This is a genomic window from Paenirhodobacter sp. (assembly GCF_050177655.1).
Classification (GTDB): Bacteria; Pseudomonadota; Alphaproteobacteria; order Rhodobacterales; family Rhodobacteraceae; genus Rhodobacter.
Map to the genome: position 1 here is coordinate 1 of NZ_JBFXGV010000033.1, position 13,353 is coordinate 13,353.

The following is a 13,353-nucleotide window of genomic DNA, read 5'->3' on the forward strand; positions in this document are numbered from 1 at the left end:
GAACAAGAAGACGGACAAGTACATTCTCCGTTCGCGCAACGCCAAGAAGGGTCGCTAACACATGGCACGTTCTATCTGGAAAGGCCCCTTCGTCGACGCCTATCTGCTGAAGAAGGCGGAGAAGGCGCGGGCTTCGGGCAAAGCCGACGTCATCAAGATCTGGTCGCGTCGCTCCACCATCCTGCCGCAGTTCGTCGGGCTCACCTTCGGCGTCTACAACGGTCAGAAGCACATCCCGGTCAACGTGACCGAGGAAATGATCGGCCAGAAGTTCGGCGAGTACTCGCCGACCCGGACCTACTACGGTCACGCCGCCGACAAGAAAGCGAAAAGGAAGTAAGCCATGGGTAAGGAAAACAATCCGCGCCGCGTGGCGGAAAACGAAGCTTTCGCCAAGGCGAAGATGCTCCGCACCTCGCCGCAGAAGCTCAATCTCGTCGCCGGCATGATCCGCGGCAAGAAGGTGGACAAGGCCCTCTCGGACCTCACCTTCTCGAAGAAGCGGATCGCGCAGGACGTGAAGAAGTGCCTGCAGTCGGCGATCGCCAATGCCGAGAACAACCACGGTCTCGACGTCGACAGCCTCGTCGTCGCCGAAGCCTGGGTCGGCAAGAACCTGGTGATGAAGCGTGGCCGCCCGCGTGCCCGCGGCCGGTTCGGCAAGATCATGAAGCCGTTTTCGGAAATCACCATCAAGGTGCGTCAGATCGAGGAGCGTGCGTAATGGGTCAGAAGGTCAACCCCATCGGGATGCGTCTCCAGGTCAACCGCACCTGGGACAGCCGCTGGTTCGCCGAGTCGAAGGACTATGGCAACCTGCTTCTTGAAGACCTCAAGATGCGCGACTTCATCCACGAGGAAGCCAAGCAGGCCGGCATCAGCCGCGTCGTGATCGAACGTCCGCACAAGAAGTGCCGCGTCACGATCTATGCCGCGCGTCCGGGCGTGATCATCGGCAAGAAAGGCGCGGACATCGAAGTCCTGCGCAAGAAGCTGGCGAATTTCACGAAGTCGGAACTGCACCTGAACATCGTCGAAGTGCGCAAGCCCGAGCTCGACGCTCAGCTCGTCGCCGAGTCGATCGCCCAGCAGCTCGAGCGTCGTGTCTCGTTCCGTCGCGCGATGAAGCGTGCGGTGCAGAACGCGATGCGCATGGGTGCGCTTGGTATCCGCGTGAACGTTGCCGGCCGTCTCGGCGGCGCGGAAATCGCCCGTACCGAGTGGTATCGCGAAGGCCGTGTGCCGCTGCATACCCTGCGCGCCGACATCGACTACGCGCTTTCGGAAGCCTCGACCCCCTACGGGATCATCGGCGTGAAAGTGTGGATCTTCAAAGGCGAGATCATGGAACATGATCCGCAGGCACGCGATCGCAAGCAGGCCGAGGCGCAGGACGGTCCTGCTCCGCGCGGTCCGCGCCGCGACAACCGCGACGCCCGGTGAGGAGTAGAGAGCAATGCTGCAACCGAAACGGACGAAATTCCGCAAACAGCACAAGGGCCGCATTCACGGCGAAGCCAAGGGCGGCTTCAACCTGAACTTCGGCTCCTTCGCGCTCAAGGCCACCGAACCGGAACGCGTCACCGCGCGCCAGATCGAAGCCGCGCGTCGTGCGATCACCCGTCACATGAAGCGCCAGGGCCGCGTCTGGATCCGGATCTTCCCGGATGTGCCGGTCTCGTCGAAGCCCACCGAAGTCCGTATGGGTAAAGGTAAGGGTTCGGTCGATTACTGGGCGTGCAAGGTGAAGCCGGGCCGCATCATGTTCGAGATCGACGGCGTGTCGGAAGTGGTCGCCCGCGAGGCGCTCCGCCTCGGCGCGAACAAGCTTCCGGTGATGAGCCGCATCGTCGCCCGCGAAGACTGGTAATCCGGTTCTTCCGCAGGAAATCGAGGCCCTCCGAGCGATCGGGGGGCCTTTTCCTTTGCTGGCGCACCGGGGGCATGGAACGCGGCGCGCAAATGCGCAAAAACGCCACAGACTGCGGCGTTGTCGAAGACTCGCGATGTCGGGGAGGGGGAAGGTTGGCTGCCCTCCGTGGATTCGAACCACGCTTACCTGAGTCAGAATCAGGCGTCCTGCCGCTAGACGAGAGGGCAACAGGCCGGCGAAGCATGCCGGGCGCGGGCTAACTAGCCTCCCCTGCGGCGCGCGTCAACCGGGTTTTGCGAGAAAAATGCACCTCCCGCGTTTTCCGCGATTCGGCTTGCCAGCAGGGGGGGGCTGGTGTATAGGCCGCAGGTCCGCTTTTGCGGGCCTACATAACCCACCGGGCTCAGGGTCACCCCAAGTGTGCAATTTGCACCCAAGCGGGGCCCTCCGGTGCCAAGAAAGGACCATGGGATGAACGCCCAAGAACTCAAGGCGAAGACGCCTGACGAGCTCCGTGATGCGCTCGTTGCGCTCAAGAAGGAAGCCTTCAATCTCCGCTTCCAGCAGGCCACCGGCCAGCTCGAGAACACCGCCCGCATGCGCGCCGTCCGTCGTGACGTCGCCCGCGTGAAGACGGTGCTGAACGCCAAAGCCGCTGAAGCCGCGAAGTAAGGAGCCTTCCGATGCCCAAACGTATCCTCCAAGGCGTCGTGACCTCGGACAAGAACGACCAGACGGTCACTGTCCTCGTCGAGCGCCGTTTCAAGCACCCGCTTCTCCAGAAGACGGTGCGGAAGTCGAAGAAATACCGCGCCCATGACGCGGAAAACACTTTCAAGACCGGTGACTCCGTTCGCATCGAAGAATGCGCGCCGATCTCGAAAACCAAGCGCTGGAAGGTTGTCGTCGAGGCCTGATTTATCGGGCCCGGCGATGAACTGACAGTTCATCGAAACCCTGGGGCGGCCAGCTGCATGGACGTCTCCAAAGGTCGGGAGAAACCAAATGATCCAGATGCAGACCAATCTGGATGTCGCTGACAACTCCGGCGCTCGCCGAGTTCAGTGCATCAAGGTTCTGGGCGGTTCGCACCGCCGCTACGCATCCGTGGGCGACATCATCGTGGTGTCGGTCAAGGAAGCGATTCCGAAGGGCCGCGTGAAGAAGGGTGACGTCCGCAAGGCCGTCGTCGTTCGTACCGCCAAGGAAGTCCGTCGCGAAGATGGCACCGCCATCCGCTTCGACCGCAACGCCGCCGTCATCCTGAACAACCAGGGCGAACCGGTCGGCACCCGTATCTTCGGGCCGGTCGTTCGCGAACTGCGCGCGAAGAACTTCATGAAGATCATCTCGCTCGCTCCGGAGGTGCTGTGATGGCTGCGAAACTCCGCAAAGGCGACAAGGTCGTCGTGCTCACCGGCAAGGACAAGGGCAAGCAGGGCGAAATCACCGCCGTCATGCCCAAGGACAACAAGGCCGTGGTCGAAGGCGTGAACATGGCGATCCGCCACACCCGCCAGTCGCAGACCACGCAGGGCGGCCGCATCGCCAAGGCGATGCCGATCGACCTGTCGAACCTCGCGCTCGTCGATGCCAACGGCAAGGCGACCCGCGTCGGCTTCCGCATGGAAGGCGAGGCCAAGGTCCGTTTCGCCAAGACCACCGGGGAGGCGATCTGATGCTCGACCAAGCCACCTACACGCCGCGTCTCAAGACGCTCTACACGTCGCAGATCCGGCCCGCTCTGAAAGAAGAGTTCGGCTTCAAGAACGACATGCAGATCCCGCGTCTGGACAAGATCGTCCTGAACATGGGCGTCGGCGAAGCCGTCAAGGACACCAAGAAGGTCAAGCAAGCCGCCGAGGAGCTGACGCTCATCGCCGGTCAGAAGGCTGTCATCACCCACGCCAAGAAGTCGATCGCCGGCTTCCGCGTCCGTGAAGAGATGCCGCTGGGCTGCAAGGTGACCCTCCGTGGCGACCGCATGTATGAATTCCTCGATCGTCTGATCAACATCGCGCTCCCGCGCGTCCGCGACTTCCGCGGCGTGAAGGGCACGGCGTTCGACGGCCGCGGCAACTACGCGATGGGCCTGAAAGAGCACATCGTGTTCCCCGAAATCGACTTCGACAAGGTCGACGAGGTGCTCGGCATGGACATCATCATCTGTACCACCAGCCAGGTGGATGCGGAAGCGAAGGCGCTGTTGAAGCATTTCAACATGCCGTTCAACAGCTGATCGCGGAGAGAATTTATGGCGAAGAAATCCATGGTTGAACGCGAAGTGAAGCGCGCCAAGCTTGTGAAGCAATATGCGAACAAGCGCGCCTCGCTCAAAGCGATCATCGAAGACCAGTCCCTGCCGATGGAAGATCGCTTCAAGGCGACCCTGAAGCTGGCGGAACTGCCCCGCAACTCGTCGGCCGTGCGTCTGCACAATCGTTGCCAGCTCACCGGTCGTCCCCACGCTTACTACCGTAAGCTCAAACTCTCGCGGATCATGCTGCGTGAACTGGCTTCGTTCGGCCAGATCCCCGGCATGGTGAAGTCGAGCTGGTAAGGGAGACCGGGAATGTCTGTGAACGATCCTATCGGCGATATGCTGACCCGCATCCGCAACGCGCAACTGCGCGGCAAGTCCACCGTCCGTACCCCCGCGTCGAAACTGCGCGCCTGGGTGCTCGACGTGCTTGCGGCGGAAGGCTACATCCGTGGCTATGAGAAGGTGGAAGGCGGCAAGGGCCTGCCGGAACTCGAAATCTCGCTGAAGTATTTCGAGGGCACCCCCGTCATCCGTGAGCTCAAGCGCGTTTCGACCCCCGGTCGCCGCGTCTACGCCTCGGTCAAGGAGATCCCGTCGGTCCGTCAGGGCCTCGGCATCTCGATCGTCTCCACGCCCAAGGGCGTCATGACGGACGCGGCCGCACGCACTGCCAATGTCGGCGGTGAAGTGCTCTGCACCGTGTTCTAAGGAGGGCCCGATGTCTCGTATTGGTAAGAAACCGGTCCATCTGCCGGCTGGCACCACCGCCAAGCTCGACGGCCAGACCATCGAAGTGAAGGGGCCGAAAGGCACCCGCAGCTTCACCGCCACCGACGACGTGACGCTCACGATTGACGGCGATACCGTCACCGTGACGCCGCGCGGCACCTCCAAACGTGCCCGTCAGCAGTGGGGCATGGCGCGTTCGATGATCGAAAATCTCGGCGTCGGCGTGACCACCGGCTTCAAGAAAGAGCTCGAGATCCAGGGCGTGGGTTACCGCGCCGCGATGCAGGGCAAGATCCTGAAGCTGTCGCTCGGCTACTCGCACGAAGTCAACTTCGAGGTTCCGGAAGGGGTGACTGTCACCTCCGCCAAACCGACCGAAATCACTGTGGAAGGCATCGACCAGCAGCTCGTTGGTCAGGTGGCTGCGAACATCCGCGAGTGGCGTCGCCCCGAGCCCTACAAGGGCAAGGGCATCCGCTACAAGGGTGAGTTCGTCTTCCGCAAAGAAGGCAAGAAGAAGTAAGGAGGCGCAAAATGGCGAACAACAAGAGAGACCTGTTCCTCAAGCGCCGCCTGCGCGTGCGGAACAAACTGCGGGCCATGGCCAATGGCCGTGCCCGTCTGTCGGTGCATCGCTCGTCGAAGAACATCAGCGTCCAGCTGATCGACGACGTGAAGGGTGTCACCATTGCTTCGGCGTCGACCCTCGAGAAGGATCTCGGCGTCGTCGGCAAGAACAACGTCGAAGCCGCTGCCAAGATCGGCGCGGCGATCGCCGAGCGTGCCAAGGCTGCGGGTATCGAAGAGTGCTACTTCGACCGTGGCGGCTTCCTGTTCCACGGGAAGATCAAGGCGCTTGCCGACGCGGCCCGCGAAGGCGGTCTGAAGTTCTGAGCCTGCGGGGGGCGTCCGCGTCCCCCCGATGATCCGGGAGCGGCCCTGCGCTTCGGCGCGAGGGGGCCGCTCACCAGGATTGGAACCAACGGCGTGACACCACGCCATCACGAAAGGAATGCCTTATGGCAGAGCGGGAAAACCGTCGGGGCCGTCGCGAAGAGCGCGAAGAGACCCCGGAATTCGCCGATCGCCTCGTTGCGATCAACCGTGTGTCGAAGACCGTGAAGGGTGGTAAGCGCTTCGGCTTCGCCGCGCTCGTCGTCGTCGGTGACCAGCGCGGTCGCGTCGGTTTCGGCAAGGGCAAGGCCAAGGAAGTGCCGGAAGCGATCCGCAAGGCGACCGAACAGGCGAAGCGTTCGCTGGTTCGCGTGCCGCTGCGCGATGGCCGCACGCTGCACCACGACGTCGAGGGCCGTCACGGCGCCGGCAAGGTGGTGATGCGTACCGCCGTTCCCGGCACCGGGATCATCGCCGGTGGTCCGATGCGCGCCGTCTTCGAGATGCTCGGTGTGCAGGACGTCGTGGCGAAGTCGCTGGGGTCGCAGAACCCCTACAACATGATCCGCGCCACCATCGACGGCCTCAAGAAGGAAGCCTCGCCCCGTCATGTTGCGGCTCGCCGCGGCAAGAAGGTGGCGGACATCCTCGCCAAGCCCGAAGTCGAAGCTTCGGCCGAAGCCTGAGGAGACTGACCAATGACGAAGAAAACCATCGTCGTGCAGCAGGTGGCCTCGGCCGCCCGTCGCCCCGCGATCCAGACCGCGACCCTCAAGGGTCTTGGCCTGAACAAGGTCCGCCGCATTCGTGAGCTCGAGGACACCCCCTCGGTTCGCGGCATGGTCAACAAGATCTCGCATCTTGTGAAGATCATCGAAGAGCGCGGCTGAGCCGGTTCGAGAGTGAAATGAGAAACGCCCCGGTCGCAAGGCCGGGGCGTTTTGCTTTGGCGTCGTGCTGCGGGCTCAGAGGCACTGCAGGGTGATCGTGTAGTGCTGATAAGTGGTGTAAGCGCCGGAGCGATGGTAGGTGACGCGCTCGCCGGGGATGCGCTGGATCTCGCGATAGGGGCGGCTGTCGCAGGCGCGGTTCGCCTTGCGCGCGATCTGCTTTTCGAAGCCGCCCTCGGTGTCCCAGAGGCTGAAGCCGACGTAGCGCGATGCGGTGATGCTGCGCAGCGCGGAGGCGGACACCGCGGGATAGGAGGCGGCGACCGGGGGCACGGTCGTCGCCACAGGGGCAACGGGGGCTGCTGCGGGGGCGGCGACCTGGGCCATCACCGGTGCCGCGGCGGGCGCCGTCGTCGTGCCGGCATATCCGGGGGCGGCGTAGGTCTGGGCGCTATAGGGTGCGGTGGTGTCGCCCGGGCCGCCATCGGCGCAGGCGCCAAGCAGGGCGAGGGCGGAGAGGGCGAGAAAAACGTGTTTCATGTCAATGCTCTGGAACGGGGACACAGGGTTACCCCGCGACCCTAGGGGAGAAATCCCGGAAGGGCCAGCGATCGCGCGGCTTGATTTGTCGGGGGCTGCGCTCTATACGCCCCCCCGGTGGCATGCTGTCACAGAATCAACAAGAAACGCCGTGTGCTCCCTTCTGTCGCTTGTGAGGGGGTTTCCGGCAAAGGAGAAGCGACATGAAACTCAATGAACTCCGCGACAACGCGGGTGCCGCCAAGAAAGCCAAACGCGTTGCGCGCGGCCCGGGTTCGGGCAAGGGCAAGACCGCCGGTCGTGGTATCAAGGGCCAGAAATCGCGTTCGGGCGTCGCCATCGGCGGCTACGAAGGCGGCCAGATGCCCCTCTACCGGCGTCTGCCGAAGCGCGGCTTCACCAAGCCGAACCGCCTCGACTTCGCCGTCGTGAACCTCGGCCTGATCGAGAAGTTCATCGGCCTCGGCAAGCTCGACGCCACCGCCGAGATCACCGAAGACGCGCTGGTCGCTTCGGGCCTCGTGCGCCGCAAGCTCGACGGCATCCGCGTGCTGGCGAAGGGTGAGATCACCACGAAGGTCGCGCTCAACGTGACCGGCGCTTCGAAGGCCGCGATCGAGGCCGTCGAAAAGGCCGGTGGCACGCTGACCGTTGCCACCCCCGCCGCGGAATAAGCGGTTGTCGGCGGGCCTTGGCCCGCTTACATAGGCAACAGTTTTCCAGGCGCCGCCGACCGGGGAACGGTTCGGCGGCGTCTTGCATGAAAGAGACGGGCATATGGCTTCTGCTGCAGAGCAAATGGCGGCGAACCTCAGCTGGGAGGCCTTGGGCAAGGCGACCGAGCTGCGGGCACGCATCTTCTTCACCATCGGGCTGCTGATCATCTATCGCCTCGGCACCTACATCCCCGTGCCCGGCATCGACGCCGCGGCGCTGCGCGACTTCATGGAGGGCGCCTCGGCCGGTCTCGGCGGGATGCTCTCGATGTTCACCGGCGGCGCATTGGGCCGCATGGGTATCTTCGCGCTCGGCATCATGCCCTATATCTCCGCCTCGATCATCGTGCAGCTGCTCACCGCGCTCGTGCCGTCGCTCGAGCAGATGAAGAAAGAGGGCGAGCAGGGCCGCAAGAAGATCAACCAGATCACCCGCTATGCGACCGTGGGTCTGGCGACGTTCCAGGCTTGGGGCCTTGCCGTCTCGCTCGAGAAGGGCGACCTCGCGCATACGCCGGGCATGTTCTTCCTGATCTCGGTCGTCGTCACGCTGGTCGGCGGCACGATGTTCCTGATGTGGCTGGGTGAGCAGATCACCGCGCGCGGCATCGGCAACGGCGTCTCGCTCATCATCTTCGTCGGCATCGTGGCGAATATCCCCGCCGCGCTCGCGCGCTTCTTCGCGCAGGGCCGCACCGGTGCGATCTCGCCCGCCGTCATCATCGGCGTGATGGTGATGGTGATCGCGGTCATCGCCTTCGTCGTCTTCATGGAACGCGCGCTGCGCAAGATCCATATCCAGTATCCCCGCCGTCAGGTGGGCATGAAGATCTATGACGGCGGCTCCTCGCATCTGCCGATCAAGGTCAACCCGGCGGGCGTGATCCCGGCGATCTTCGCCTCCTCGCTGCTGCTGCTGCCGACCACGATCTCGACCTTCTCGGGCGCGCAGTCGGGCCCGGTGATGTCGACGATCCTCGCCTATTTCGGGCCGGGCCAGCCGCTCTACCTCGCCTTCTTCACGGCGATGATCGTGTTCTTCGCCTATTTCTACACCGCGAACGTGGCGTTCAAATCGGACGAGGTCGCCGACAACCTGAAGAATCAGGGCGGCTTCATCCCCGGCATCCGTCCGGGCAAGAAGACCGAGGATTACCTCGACTACGTCGTCGCCCGCGTGCTGGTGATCGGTTCGGCCTATCTCGCCGCGGTCTGCCTGCTGCCGGAGATCCTGCGCTCGCAGCTCTCGATCCCGTTCTATTTCGGCGGCACCTCGGTGCTGATCGTGGTCTCGGTCACGATGGACACGATCAACCAGGTTCAATCGCATCTGCTGGCCCATCAATACGAAGGGCTGATCGAGCGTTCGCAGCTGCGCGGCAAGCGCAAGTCGGGCGCAAAGAAAGCGCCGTCGCGGCGCTGATCTCGGGGGGAATTGAGATGACCAACATCATTCTGCTGGGGCCGCCCGGCGCGGGCAAGGGCACGCAGGCGCAAAAGCTCGTGGAAGAGCGCGGCATGGTGCAGCTTTCGACCGGCGACATGCTGCGCGAGGCCAAGACCTCGGGCACCGAAATGGGCAAGAAGGTCGCCGAAGTGATGGACCGTGGCCAGCTCGTCACCGACGAGATCGTCATCGGCCTGATCGAGGAAAAGCTGAAGGCCGGCGGCGGCAACGGCTTCATCTTCGACGGCTTCCCGCGCACGCTCGCGCAGGCCGACGCGCTTGGCGCGCTGCTTGCGAAGATGGGGCAGAAGCTCGATGCGGTGATCCAGCTCGTGGTCGATGACGAGGCGCTGATCGCGCGGATCGTCGGCCGTGCCGAACAGGCCCGGGCCGCCGGTCAGCCGGTACGTGCCGACGACAATCCGGAGGTTTTCGCCGACCGGCTGCGCGCCTATTACAAGAGCACCTCGCCGCTGATCGGCTATTACTACCACGCGGGCGAGCTGTGCACCGTCGACGGCCTCGCGCCGATCGACGAGGTGGCCGGCGCGATCGCGCAGATCCTCGACGACAAGTGACCCGAGAAGCCGCTTGACCCGGAGGGGAAATCCCTCTAGGTCACGGCGTCTCGCAAGAGAATCGCCCGAGTCCCGGGTTTCCGGGGCTGCGCGAACGAAGCGCCCGTGCCGCGGCCCGGGCAGTTGTGAAAAAAGGTTCTGGCGCTACGGAACCGCAACGAAAAGGATACCGCCTTGGCACGTATTGCTGGCGTCAATATTCCGACCGGGAAACGCGTCCCGATCGCTCTCACCTATATCCACGGCATCGGCCCGATGTTCGCGAACCAGATCGTCGAAGCCGTCGGCATCGACGCGACCCGTCGCGTGAACGAACTGTCGGACGCCGAAGTGCTCGCGATCCGCGAATACATCGACGCCAACTTCACCGTCGAGGGCGACCTGCGCCGTGAAGTCTCGATGAACATCAAGCGTCTGATGGACCTCGGCTGCTACCGCGGCCTGCGTCACCGCAAGAACCTGCCGGTTCGCGGTCAGCGCACCCACACCAACGCCCGTACCCGCAAGGGCCCGGCCAAGCCGATCGCCGGCAAGAAGAAGTAAGGGGAGGGTTCAGAGATGGCTCGCGACAAGACCCGCGTCAAGCGCAAGGAACGCAAGAACATCGCCGCCGGCGTGGTTCATGTGAACTCCTCGTTCAACAACACCAAGATCCTGATCTCGGACGTTCAGGGCAACGCCATTTCGTGGTCGTCCTCGGGCACCATGGGCTTCAAGGGGTCGCGTAAGTCGACCCCCTACGCCGCCCAGATGGCCGCCGAAGACGCCGCCAAAAAGGCGCAGGAGCACGGCCTCAAGACCGTCGACGTCGAAGTGCAGGGCCCCGGTTCGGGCCGTGAGTCGGCGCTGCGCGCGCTGGCCGCCGTCGGTCTCAACATCACCTCGATCCGTGATGTGACCCCGATCGCGCACAACGGCTGCCGCCCGCCCAAGCGTCGCCGCGTCTGATCGCATCTTTCACGATCGGGCCGTGTGGGGGTCTCCCTGCGCGGCCCGGTCGCTTTCGTTTTTTTCCTCGGGCGTTCCGGACTTCGGACATGGGACCGGAACAGGTATGGAGGCAGAACGCATGATCCACAAGAATTGGGCCGAACTGATCAAGCCGACTCAGCTTGACGTCAAGGCCGGCAACGACCCGCAGCGTCAGGCCACGGTGATCGCCGAACCGCTCGAGCGCGGCTTCGGTCTGACCCTCGGCAATGCGCTGCGCCGTGTGCTGATGTCGTCGCTGCAGGGCGCCGCGATCACCTCGGTGCAGATCGACAACGTTCTGCACGAGTTCTCCTCGGTCGCGGGCGTGCGGGAAGATGTCACCGACATCATCCTCAACCTCAAGGGCATCTCGCTCAAGATGGACGTCGAGGGGCCGAAGCGCCTGTCGATCTCGGCCAAGGGCCCGGGCGTCGTCACCGGTGGTGACATCTCGGAATCGGCCGGCATCGAGGTGCTGAACAAGGATCACGTGATCTGCCATCTCGACGATGGCGCCGATCTGTTCATGGAGCTGACCGTGAACACCGGCAAGGGCTACGTCGCCGCCGACAAGAACAAGCCGGAAGATGCGCCGATCGGCCTGATCGCGATCGACGCGATCTATTCTCCGGTGAAGAAGGTCGCCTACGAAGTCACCCCGACCCGCGAGGGCCAGGTGCTCGACTACGACAAGCTGACGATGAAGATCGAAACCGACGGCTCGCTGACCCCCGAGGACGCCGTGGCCTATGCCGCGCGCATCCTGCAGGACCAGCTGAGCATCTTCGTCAACTTCGAAGAGCCCGAATCGGCTTCGAAGCAGGACGCGGAAGACGGGCTCGAGTTCAACCCGCTCCTCCTCAAGAAGGTGGACGAGCTGGAACTGTCGGTCCGTTCGGCGAACTGCCTGAAGAACGACAACATCGTCTATATCGGCGATCTGATCCAGAAGACCGAAGCCGAGATGCTCCGCACCCCGAACTTCGGCCGCAAGTCGCTCAACGAGATCAAGGAAGTGCTCTCCTCGATGGGGCTGCACCTCGGCATGGAAGTCGAGGATTGGCCGCCGGAGAACATCGAAGATCTCGCGAAGCGCTTCGAAGATCAGTTCTGATTGACAGATCCGGGGGGCGTGGCCTAAACGCCCCCCAGAAATGCCGGCAAGGGCCGGGAACCTTGGGCAAATGCCCCAACGACGCACCTCGCAACGCACGGGGCGCAACACAAAGCAAAACGCGAAGATTGGAGAAACATCATGCGTCACGCTCGTGGCTATCGCCGCCTGAACCGCACCCACGAACACCGCAAGGCGCTGTTCGCGAACATGGCCGGTTCGCTCATCGAACACGAACAGATCAAGACCACCCTGCCGAAGGCGAAGGAACTCCGCCCGGTGGTGGAAAAGCTGATCACCCTCGCGAAGCGCGGTGATCTGCATGCGCGCCGTCAGGCCGCTGCCATGCTCAAGGAAGACAAGGACGTCGCGAAGCTGTTCGACGTGCTCGGCCCGCGCTACAAGGACCGTCAGGGCGGCTATGTCCGCGTGCTGAAGGCCGGCTTCCGCTATGGCGACATGGCGCCGATGGCGATCATCGAATTCGTCGAGCGCGACACCTCGGCCAAGGGCGCCGCCGACAAGGCCCGCCTCGCCGCGGAAGAAGCCGTCGAAGAATAAGCGCACCCCCTCGGGAGTGCCGGAAATCCCGCCCTTGGGCGGGATTTTTCTTTTGGGGAAAGCCATTTGACTGCCGCTACGGCAACGCGCTGTTGCGGCCCGGGATACAATTCATAGTTGATTATTTCTGCGCGCACCTGTCTAAAAAGACATGTCCATTCACGCCGAAATCAACAAGTGCCTTCGTGAGCTGAACCGTCTCGCCCCGGACGGTTACTTCATCGGCCTGCATATCCGATTCGCCGCCCCGATCATGCAGTTCCAGACCTATCCCGAGGCCTGGACCGACCACTACACCCGCGAGGCCTATGCCCTGCGCGATCCGACGATCGCCTGGGGGTTCTCGGCCGAGGGTGCGGCGCGCTGGAGCGATTTCACCCTGCCCGACCCGTTCCGCATCCTCGACGAGGCGAAACGCTACGGGCTCAACTACGGTATCACGGTTTCCTGCGGCCCGATCAGCTCGCGCACGATCGCGAGCTTCACCTCGCGTGCCAGGGAATTCACCGACGACGAGATTGACGCGATCTCGCACCAGATCCGGCGTCTGCACGAGATCACGCAGCCGCCGGAGAGCCTGACGAAGGCTCAGATCGAGGCCCTGCGGTGCATCGCTGCGGGGGACCGACATGCCGCTGCCGCTGCGAAACTGGGGATTACGCAAAGTGCGTTCAAGGCGCGTCTTCTTGCGGCACGGGAGCGCCTGATGGCGCGAACCACTGCCGAAGCAATCCAGAGAGCGAAGGAGTACCGGCTGCTTTAGGTCTCCCCGCATC

The 13,353-nt window shown here is 63.5% G+C and carries 24 protein-coding genes and 1 tRNA gene; 23 read left to right on the forward strand and 2 right to left on the reverse strand.

Annotation, left to right across the window (positions count from 1 at the left end; all coding sequences use genetic code 11):
• Positions 1 to 61 precede the first annotated feature (61 nt).
• From rpsS to rplP, 4 genes are read left to right on the forward strand one after another with little or no spacing between them, the layout of a single operon-like run.
• A complete protein-coding gene (gene rpsS / locus AB7U46_RS12035; RefSeq protein WP_428337220.1) occupies positions 62 to 340 on the forward strand; it encodes a 30S ribosomal protein S19 in 279 nt (92 codons plus the stop codon).
• A 3-nt stretch (positions 341 to 343) separates the two neighbouring features.
• Positions 344 to 724 carry a 50S ribosomal protein L22 gene (rplV, locus tag AB7U46_RS12040; protein ID WP_428337221.1) on the forward strand — a complete coding sequence of 127 codons (381 nt, stop codon included), beginning with the start codon at positions 344 to 346 and terminating at the stop codon, positions 722 to 724.
• A complete protein-coding gene (gene rpsC, locus AB7U46_RS12045) occupies positions 724 to 1,443 on the forward strand; it encodes a 30S ribosomal protein S3 (protein ID WP_428337222.1) in 720 nt (239 codons plus the stop codon). The genes rplV and rpsC overlap by 1 nt, the downstream gene beginning before the upstream one ends.
• 13 nt (positions 1,444 to 1,456) lie before the next feature.
• The gene (gene rplP / locus AB7U46_RS12050; protein ID WP_428337223.1) at positions 1,457 to 1,870 is read left to right on the forward strand and encodes a 50S ribosomal protein L16; all 414 of its coding nucleotides are present in this window, start codon (positions 1,457 to 1,459) and stop codon (positions 1,868 to 1,870) included.
• Between the two features lie 156 nt (positions 1,871 to 2,026).
• Here rplP and AB7U46_RS12055 read toward each other — a convergent pair.
• Positions 2,027 to 2,100: transfer RNA gene (locus AB7U46_RS12055), tRNA-Gln, on the reverse strand.
• A 244-nt stretch (positions 2,101 to 2,344) separates the two neighbouring features.
• Here AB7U46_RS12055 and rpmC point away from each other — a divergent pair.
• The 11 genes from rpmC to rpmD all read left to right on the forward strand — a co-directional run bounded on the left by rpmC (position 2,345) and on the right by rpmD (position 6,649).
• Positions 2,345 to 2,545 (forward strand): 50S ribosomal protein L29, encoded by a 201-nt coding sequence (gene rpmC / locus AB7U46_RS12060; RefSeq protein WP_428337224.1) that lies wholly within the window; start codon positions 2,345 to 2,347, stop codon positions 2,543 to 2,545.
• Positions 2,546 to 2,556: 11 nt separating this feature from the next.
• Positions 2,557 to 2,790: a 30S ribosomal protein S17 gene (gene rpsQ, locus AB7U46_RS12065; RefSeq protein WP_428337225.1), complete on the forward strand. Its 234-nt coding sequence runs from the start codon at positions 2,557 to 2,559 to the stop codon at positions 2,788 to 2,790.
• 88 nt (positions 2,791 to 2,878) lie between these two features.
• Complete coding sequence (gene rplN, locus AB7U46_RS12070; RefSeq protein ID WP_013066055.1) at positions 2,879 to 3,247, forward strand: 50S ribosomal protein L14; 369 nt, start codon at positions 2,879 to 2,881, stop codon at positions 3,245 to 3,247.
• Complete coding sequence (gene rplX / locus AB7U46_RS12075) at positions 3,247 to 3,552, forward strand: 50S ribosomal protein L24 (RefSeq protein ID WP_428337226.1); 306 nt, start codon at positions 3,247 to 3,249, stop codon at positions 3,550 to 3,552. Before rplN ends, rplX begins: the two co-directional genes overlap by 1 nt.
• Positions 3,552 to 4,112 carry a 50S ribosomal protein L5 gene (gene rplE / locus AB7U46_RS12080; protein WP_428337227.1) on the forward strand — a complete coding sequence of 187 codons (561 nt, stop codon included), beginning with the start codon at positions 3,552 to 3,554 and terminating at the stop codon, positions 4,110 to 4,112. Before rplX ends, rplE begins: the two co-directional genes overlap by 1 nt.
• Positions 4,113 to 4,127: 15 nt before the next feature.
• Positions 4,128 to 4,433 carry a 30S ribosomal protein S14 gene (rpsN, locus tag AB7U46_RS12085; RefSeq protein ID WP_420350586.1) on the forward strand — a complete coding sequence of 102 codons (306 nt, stop codon included), beginning with the start codon at positions 4,128 to 4,130 and terminating at the stop codon, positions 4,431 to 4,433.
• A 12-nt stretch (positions 4,434 to 4,445) separates the two neighbouring features.
• Positions 4,446 to 4,844 (forward strand): 30S ribosomal protein S8, encoded by a 399-nt coding sequence (gene rpsH / locus AB7U46_RS12090; RefSeq protein ID WP_428337228.1) that lies wholly within the window; start codon positions 4,446 to 4,448, stop codon positions 4,842 to 4,844.
• 10 nt (positions 4,845 to 4,854) lie between these two features.
• On the forward strand, positions 4,855 to 5,388 hold the full coding sequence (gene rplF / locus AB7U46_RS12095; protein WP_428337229.1) for a 50S ribosomal protein L6: 534 nt from the start codon (positions 4,855 to 4,857) through the stop codon (positions 5,386 to 5,388).
• Between the two features lie 11 nt (positions 5,389 to 5,399).
• Positions 5,400 to 5,759 (forward strand): 50S ribosomal protein L18, encoded by a 360-nt coding sequence (gene rplR, locus AB7U46_RS12100; RefSeq protein ID WP_428337230.1) that lies wholly within the window; start codon positions 5,400 to 5,402, stop codon positions 5,757 to 5,759.
• A 125-nt stretch (positions 5,760 to 5,884) separates the two neighbouring features.
• Entirely contained in the window at positions 5,885 to 6,445 is a 561-nt protein-coding gene (gene rpsE / locus AB7U46_RS12105; RefSeq protein ID WP_428337231.1) for a 30S ribosomal protein S5, read from the forward strand.
• A gap of 12 nt (positions 6,446 to 6,457) precedes the next feature.
• Positions 6,458 to 6,649, forward strand: coding sequence for a 50S ribosomal protein L30 (rpmD, locus tag AB7U46_RS12110; protein ID WP_428337232.1), 192 nt, complete (start codon positions 6,458 to 6,460; stop codon positions 6,647 to 6,649).
• 75 nt (positions 6,650 to 6,724) lie between these two features.
• Here rpmD and AB7U46_RS12115 read toward each other — a convergent pair whose 3' ends face one another.
• A complete protein-coding gene (locus AB7U46_RS12115) occupies positions 6,725 to 7,189 on the reverse strand; it encodes a hypothetical protein (RefSeq protein ID WP_428337233.1) in 465 nt (154 codons plus the stop codon).
• 203 nt (positions 7,190 to 7,392) lie between these two features.
• On the opposite strand from AB7U46_RS12115, the gene rplO reads away from it, so the two are divergent.
• The 8 genes from rplO (at position 7,393) to AB7U46_RS12155 (ending at position 13,340) form a co-directional block, all read left to right on the forward strand.
• A complete protein-coding gene (gene rplO / locus AB7U46_RS12120) occupies positions 7,393 to 7,863 on the forward strand; it encodes a 50S ribosomal protein L15 (RefSeq protein WP_428337234.1) in 471 nt (156 codons plus the stop codon).
• Positions 7,864 to 7,966: 103 nt separating this feature from the next.
• Complete coding sequence (gene secY / locus AB7U46_RS12125; RefSeq protein ID WP_428337235.1) at positions 7,967 to 9,328, forward strand: preprotein translocase subunit SecY; 1,362 nt, start codon at positions 7,967 to 7,969, stop codon at positions 9,326 to 9,328.
• Between the two features lie 17 nt (positions 9,329 to 9,345).
• On the forward strand, positions 9,346 to 9,930 hold the full coding sequence (locus AB7U46_RS12130; protein WP_428337236.1) for an adenylate kinase: 585 nt from the start codon (positions 9,346 to 9,348) through the stop codon (positions 9,928 to 9,930).
• A 174-nt stretch (positions 9,931 to 10,104) separates the two neighbouring features.
• Positions 10,105 to 10,473 carry a 30S ribosomal protein S13 gene (rpsM, locus tag AB7U46_RS12135; RefSeq protein WP_428337237.1) on the forward strand — a complete coding sequence of 123 codons (369 nt, stop codon included), beginning with the start codon at positions 10,105 to 10,107 and terminating at the stop codon, positions 10,471 to 10,473.
• Positions 10,474 to 10,488: 15 nt separating this feature from the next.
• A complete protein-coding gene (gene rpsK / locus AB7U46_RS12140) occupies positions 10,489 to 10,878 on the forward strand; it encodes a 30S ribosomal protein S11 (RefSeq protein ID WP_428337238.1) in 390 nt (129 codons plus the stop codon).
• A 121-nt stretch (positions 10,879 to 10,999) separates the two neighbouring features.
• Positions 11,000 to 12,016 carry a DNA-directed RNA polymerase subunit alpha gene (locus AB7U46_RS12145; RefSeq protein WP_428337239.1) on the forward strand — a complete coding sequence of 339 codons (1,017 nt, stop codon included), beginning with the start codon at positions 11,000 to 11,002 and terminating at the stop codon, positions 12,014 to 12,016.
• 141 nt (positions 12,017 to 12,157) lie between these two features.
• Complete coding sequence (gene rplQ / locus AB7U46_RS12150) at positions 12,158 to 12,577, forward strand: 50S ribosomal protein L17 (protein WP_428337240.1); 420 nt, start codon at positions 12,158 to 12,160, stop codon at positions 12,575 to 12,577.
• 151 nt (positions 12,578 to 12,728) lie between these two features.
• Positions 12,729 to 13,340 carry an autoinducer binding domain-containing protein gene (locus AB7U46_RS12155; RefSeq protein WP_428337241.1) on the forward strand — a complete coding sequence of 204 codons (612 nt, stop codon included), beginning with the start codon at positions 12,729 to 12,731 and terminating at the stop codon, positions 13,338 to 13,340.
• Positions 13,341 to 13,353 lie beyond the last annotated feature (13 nt).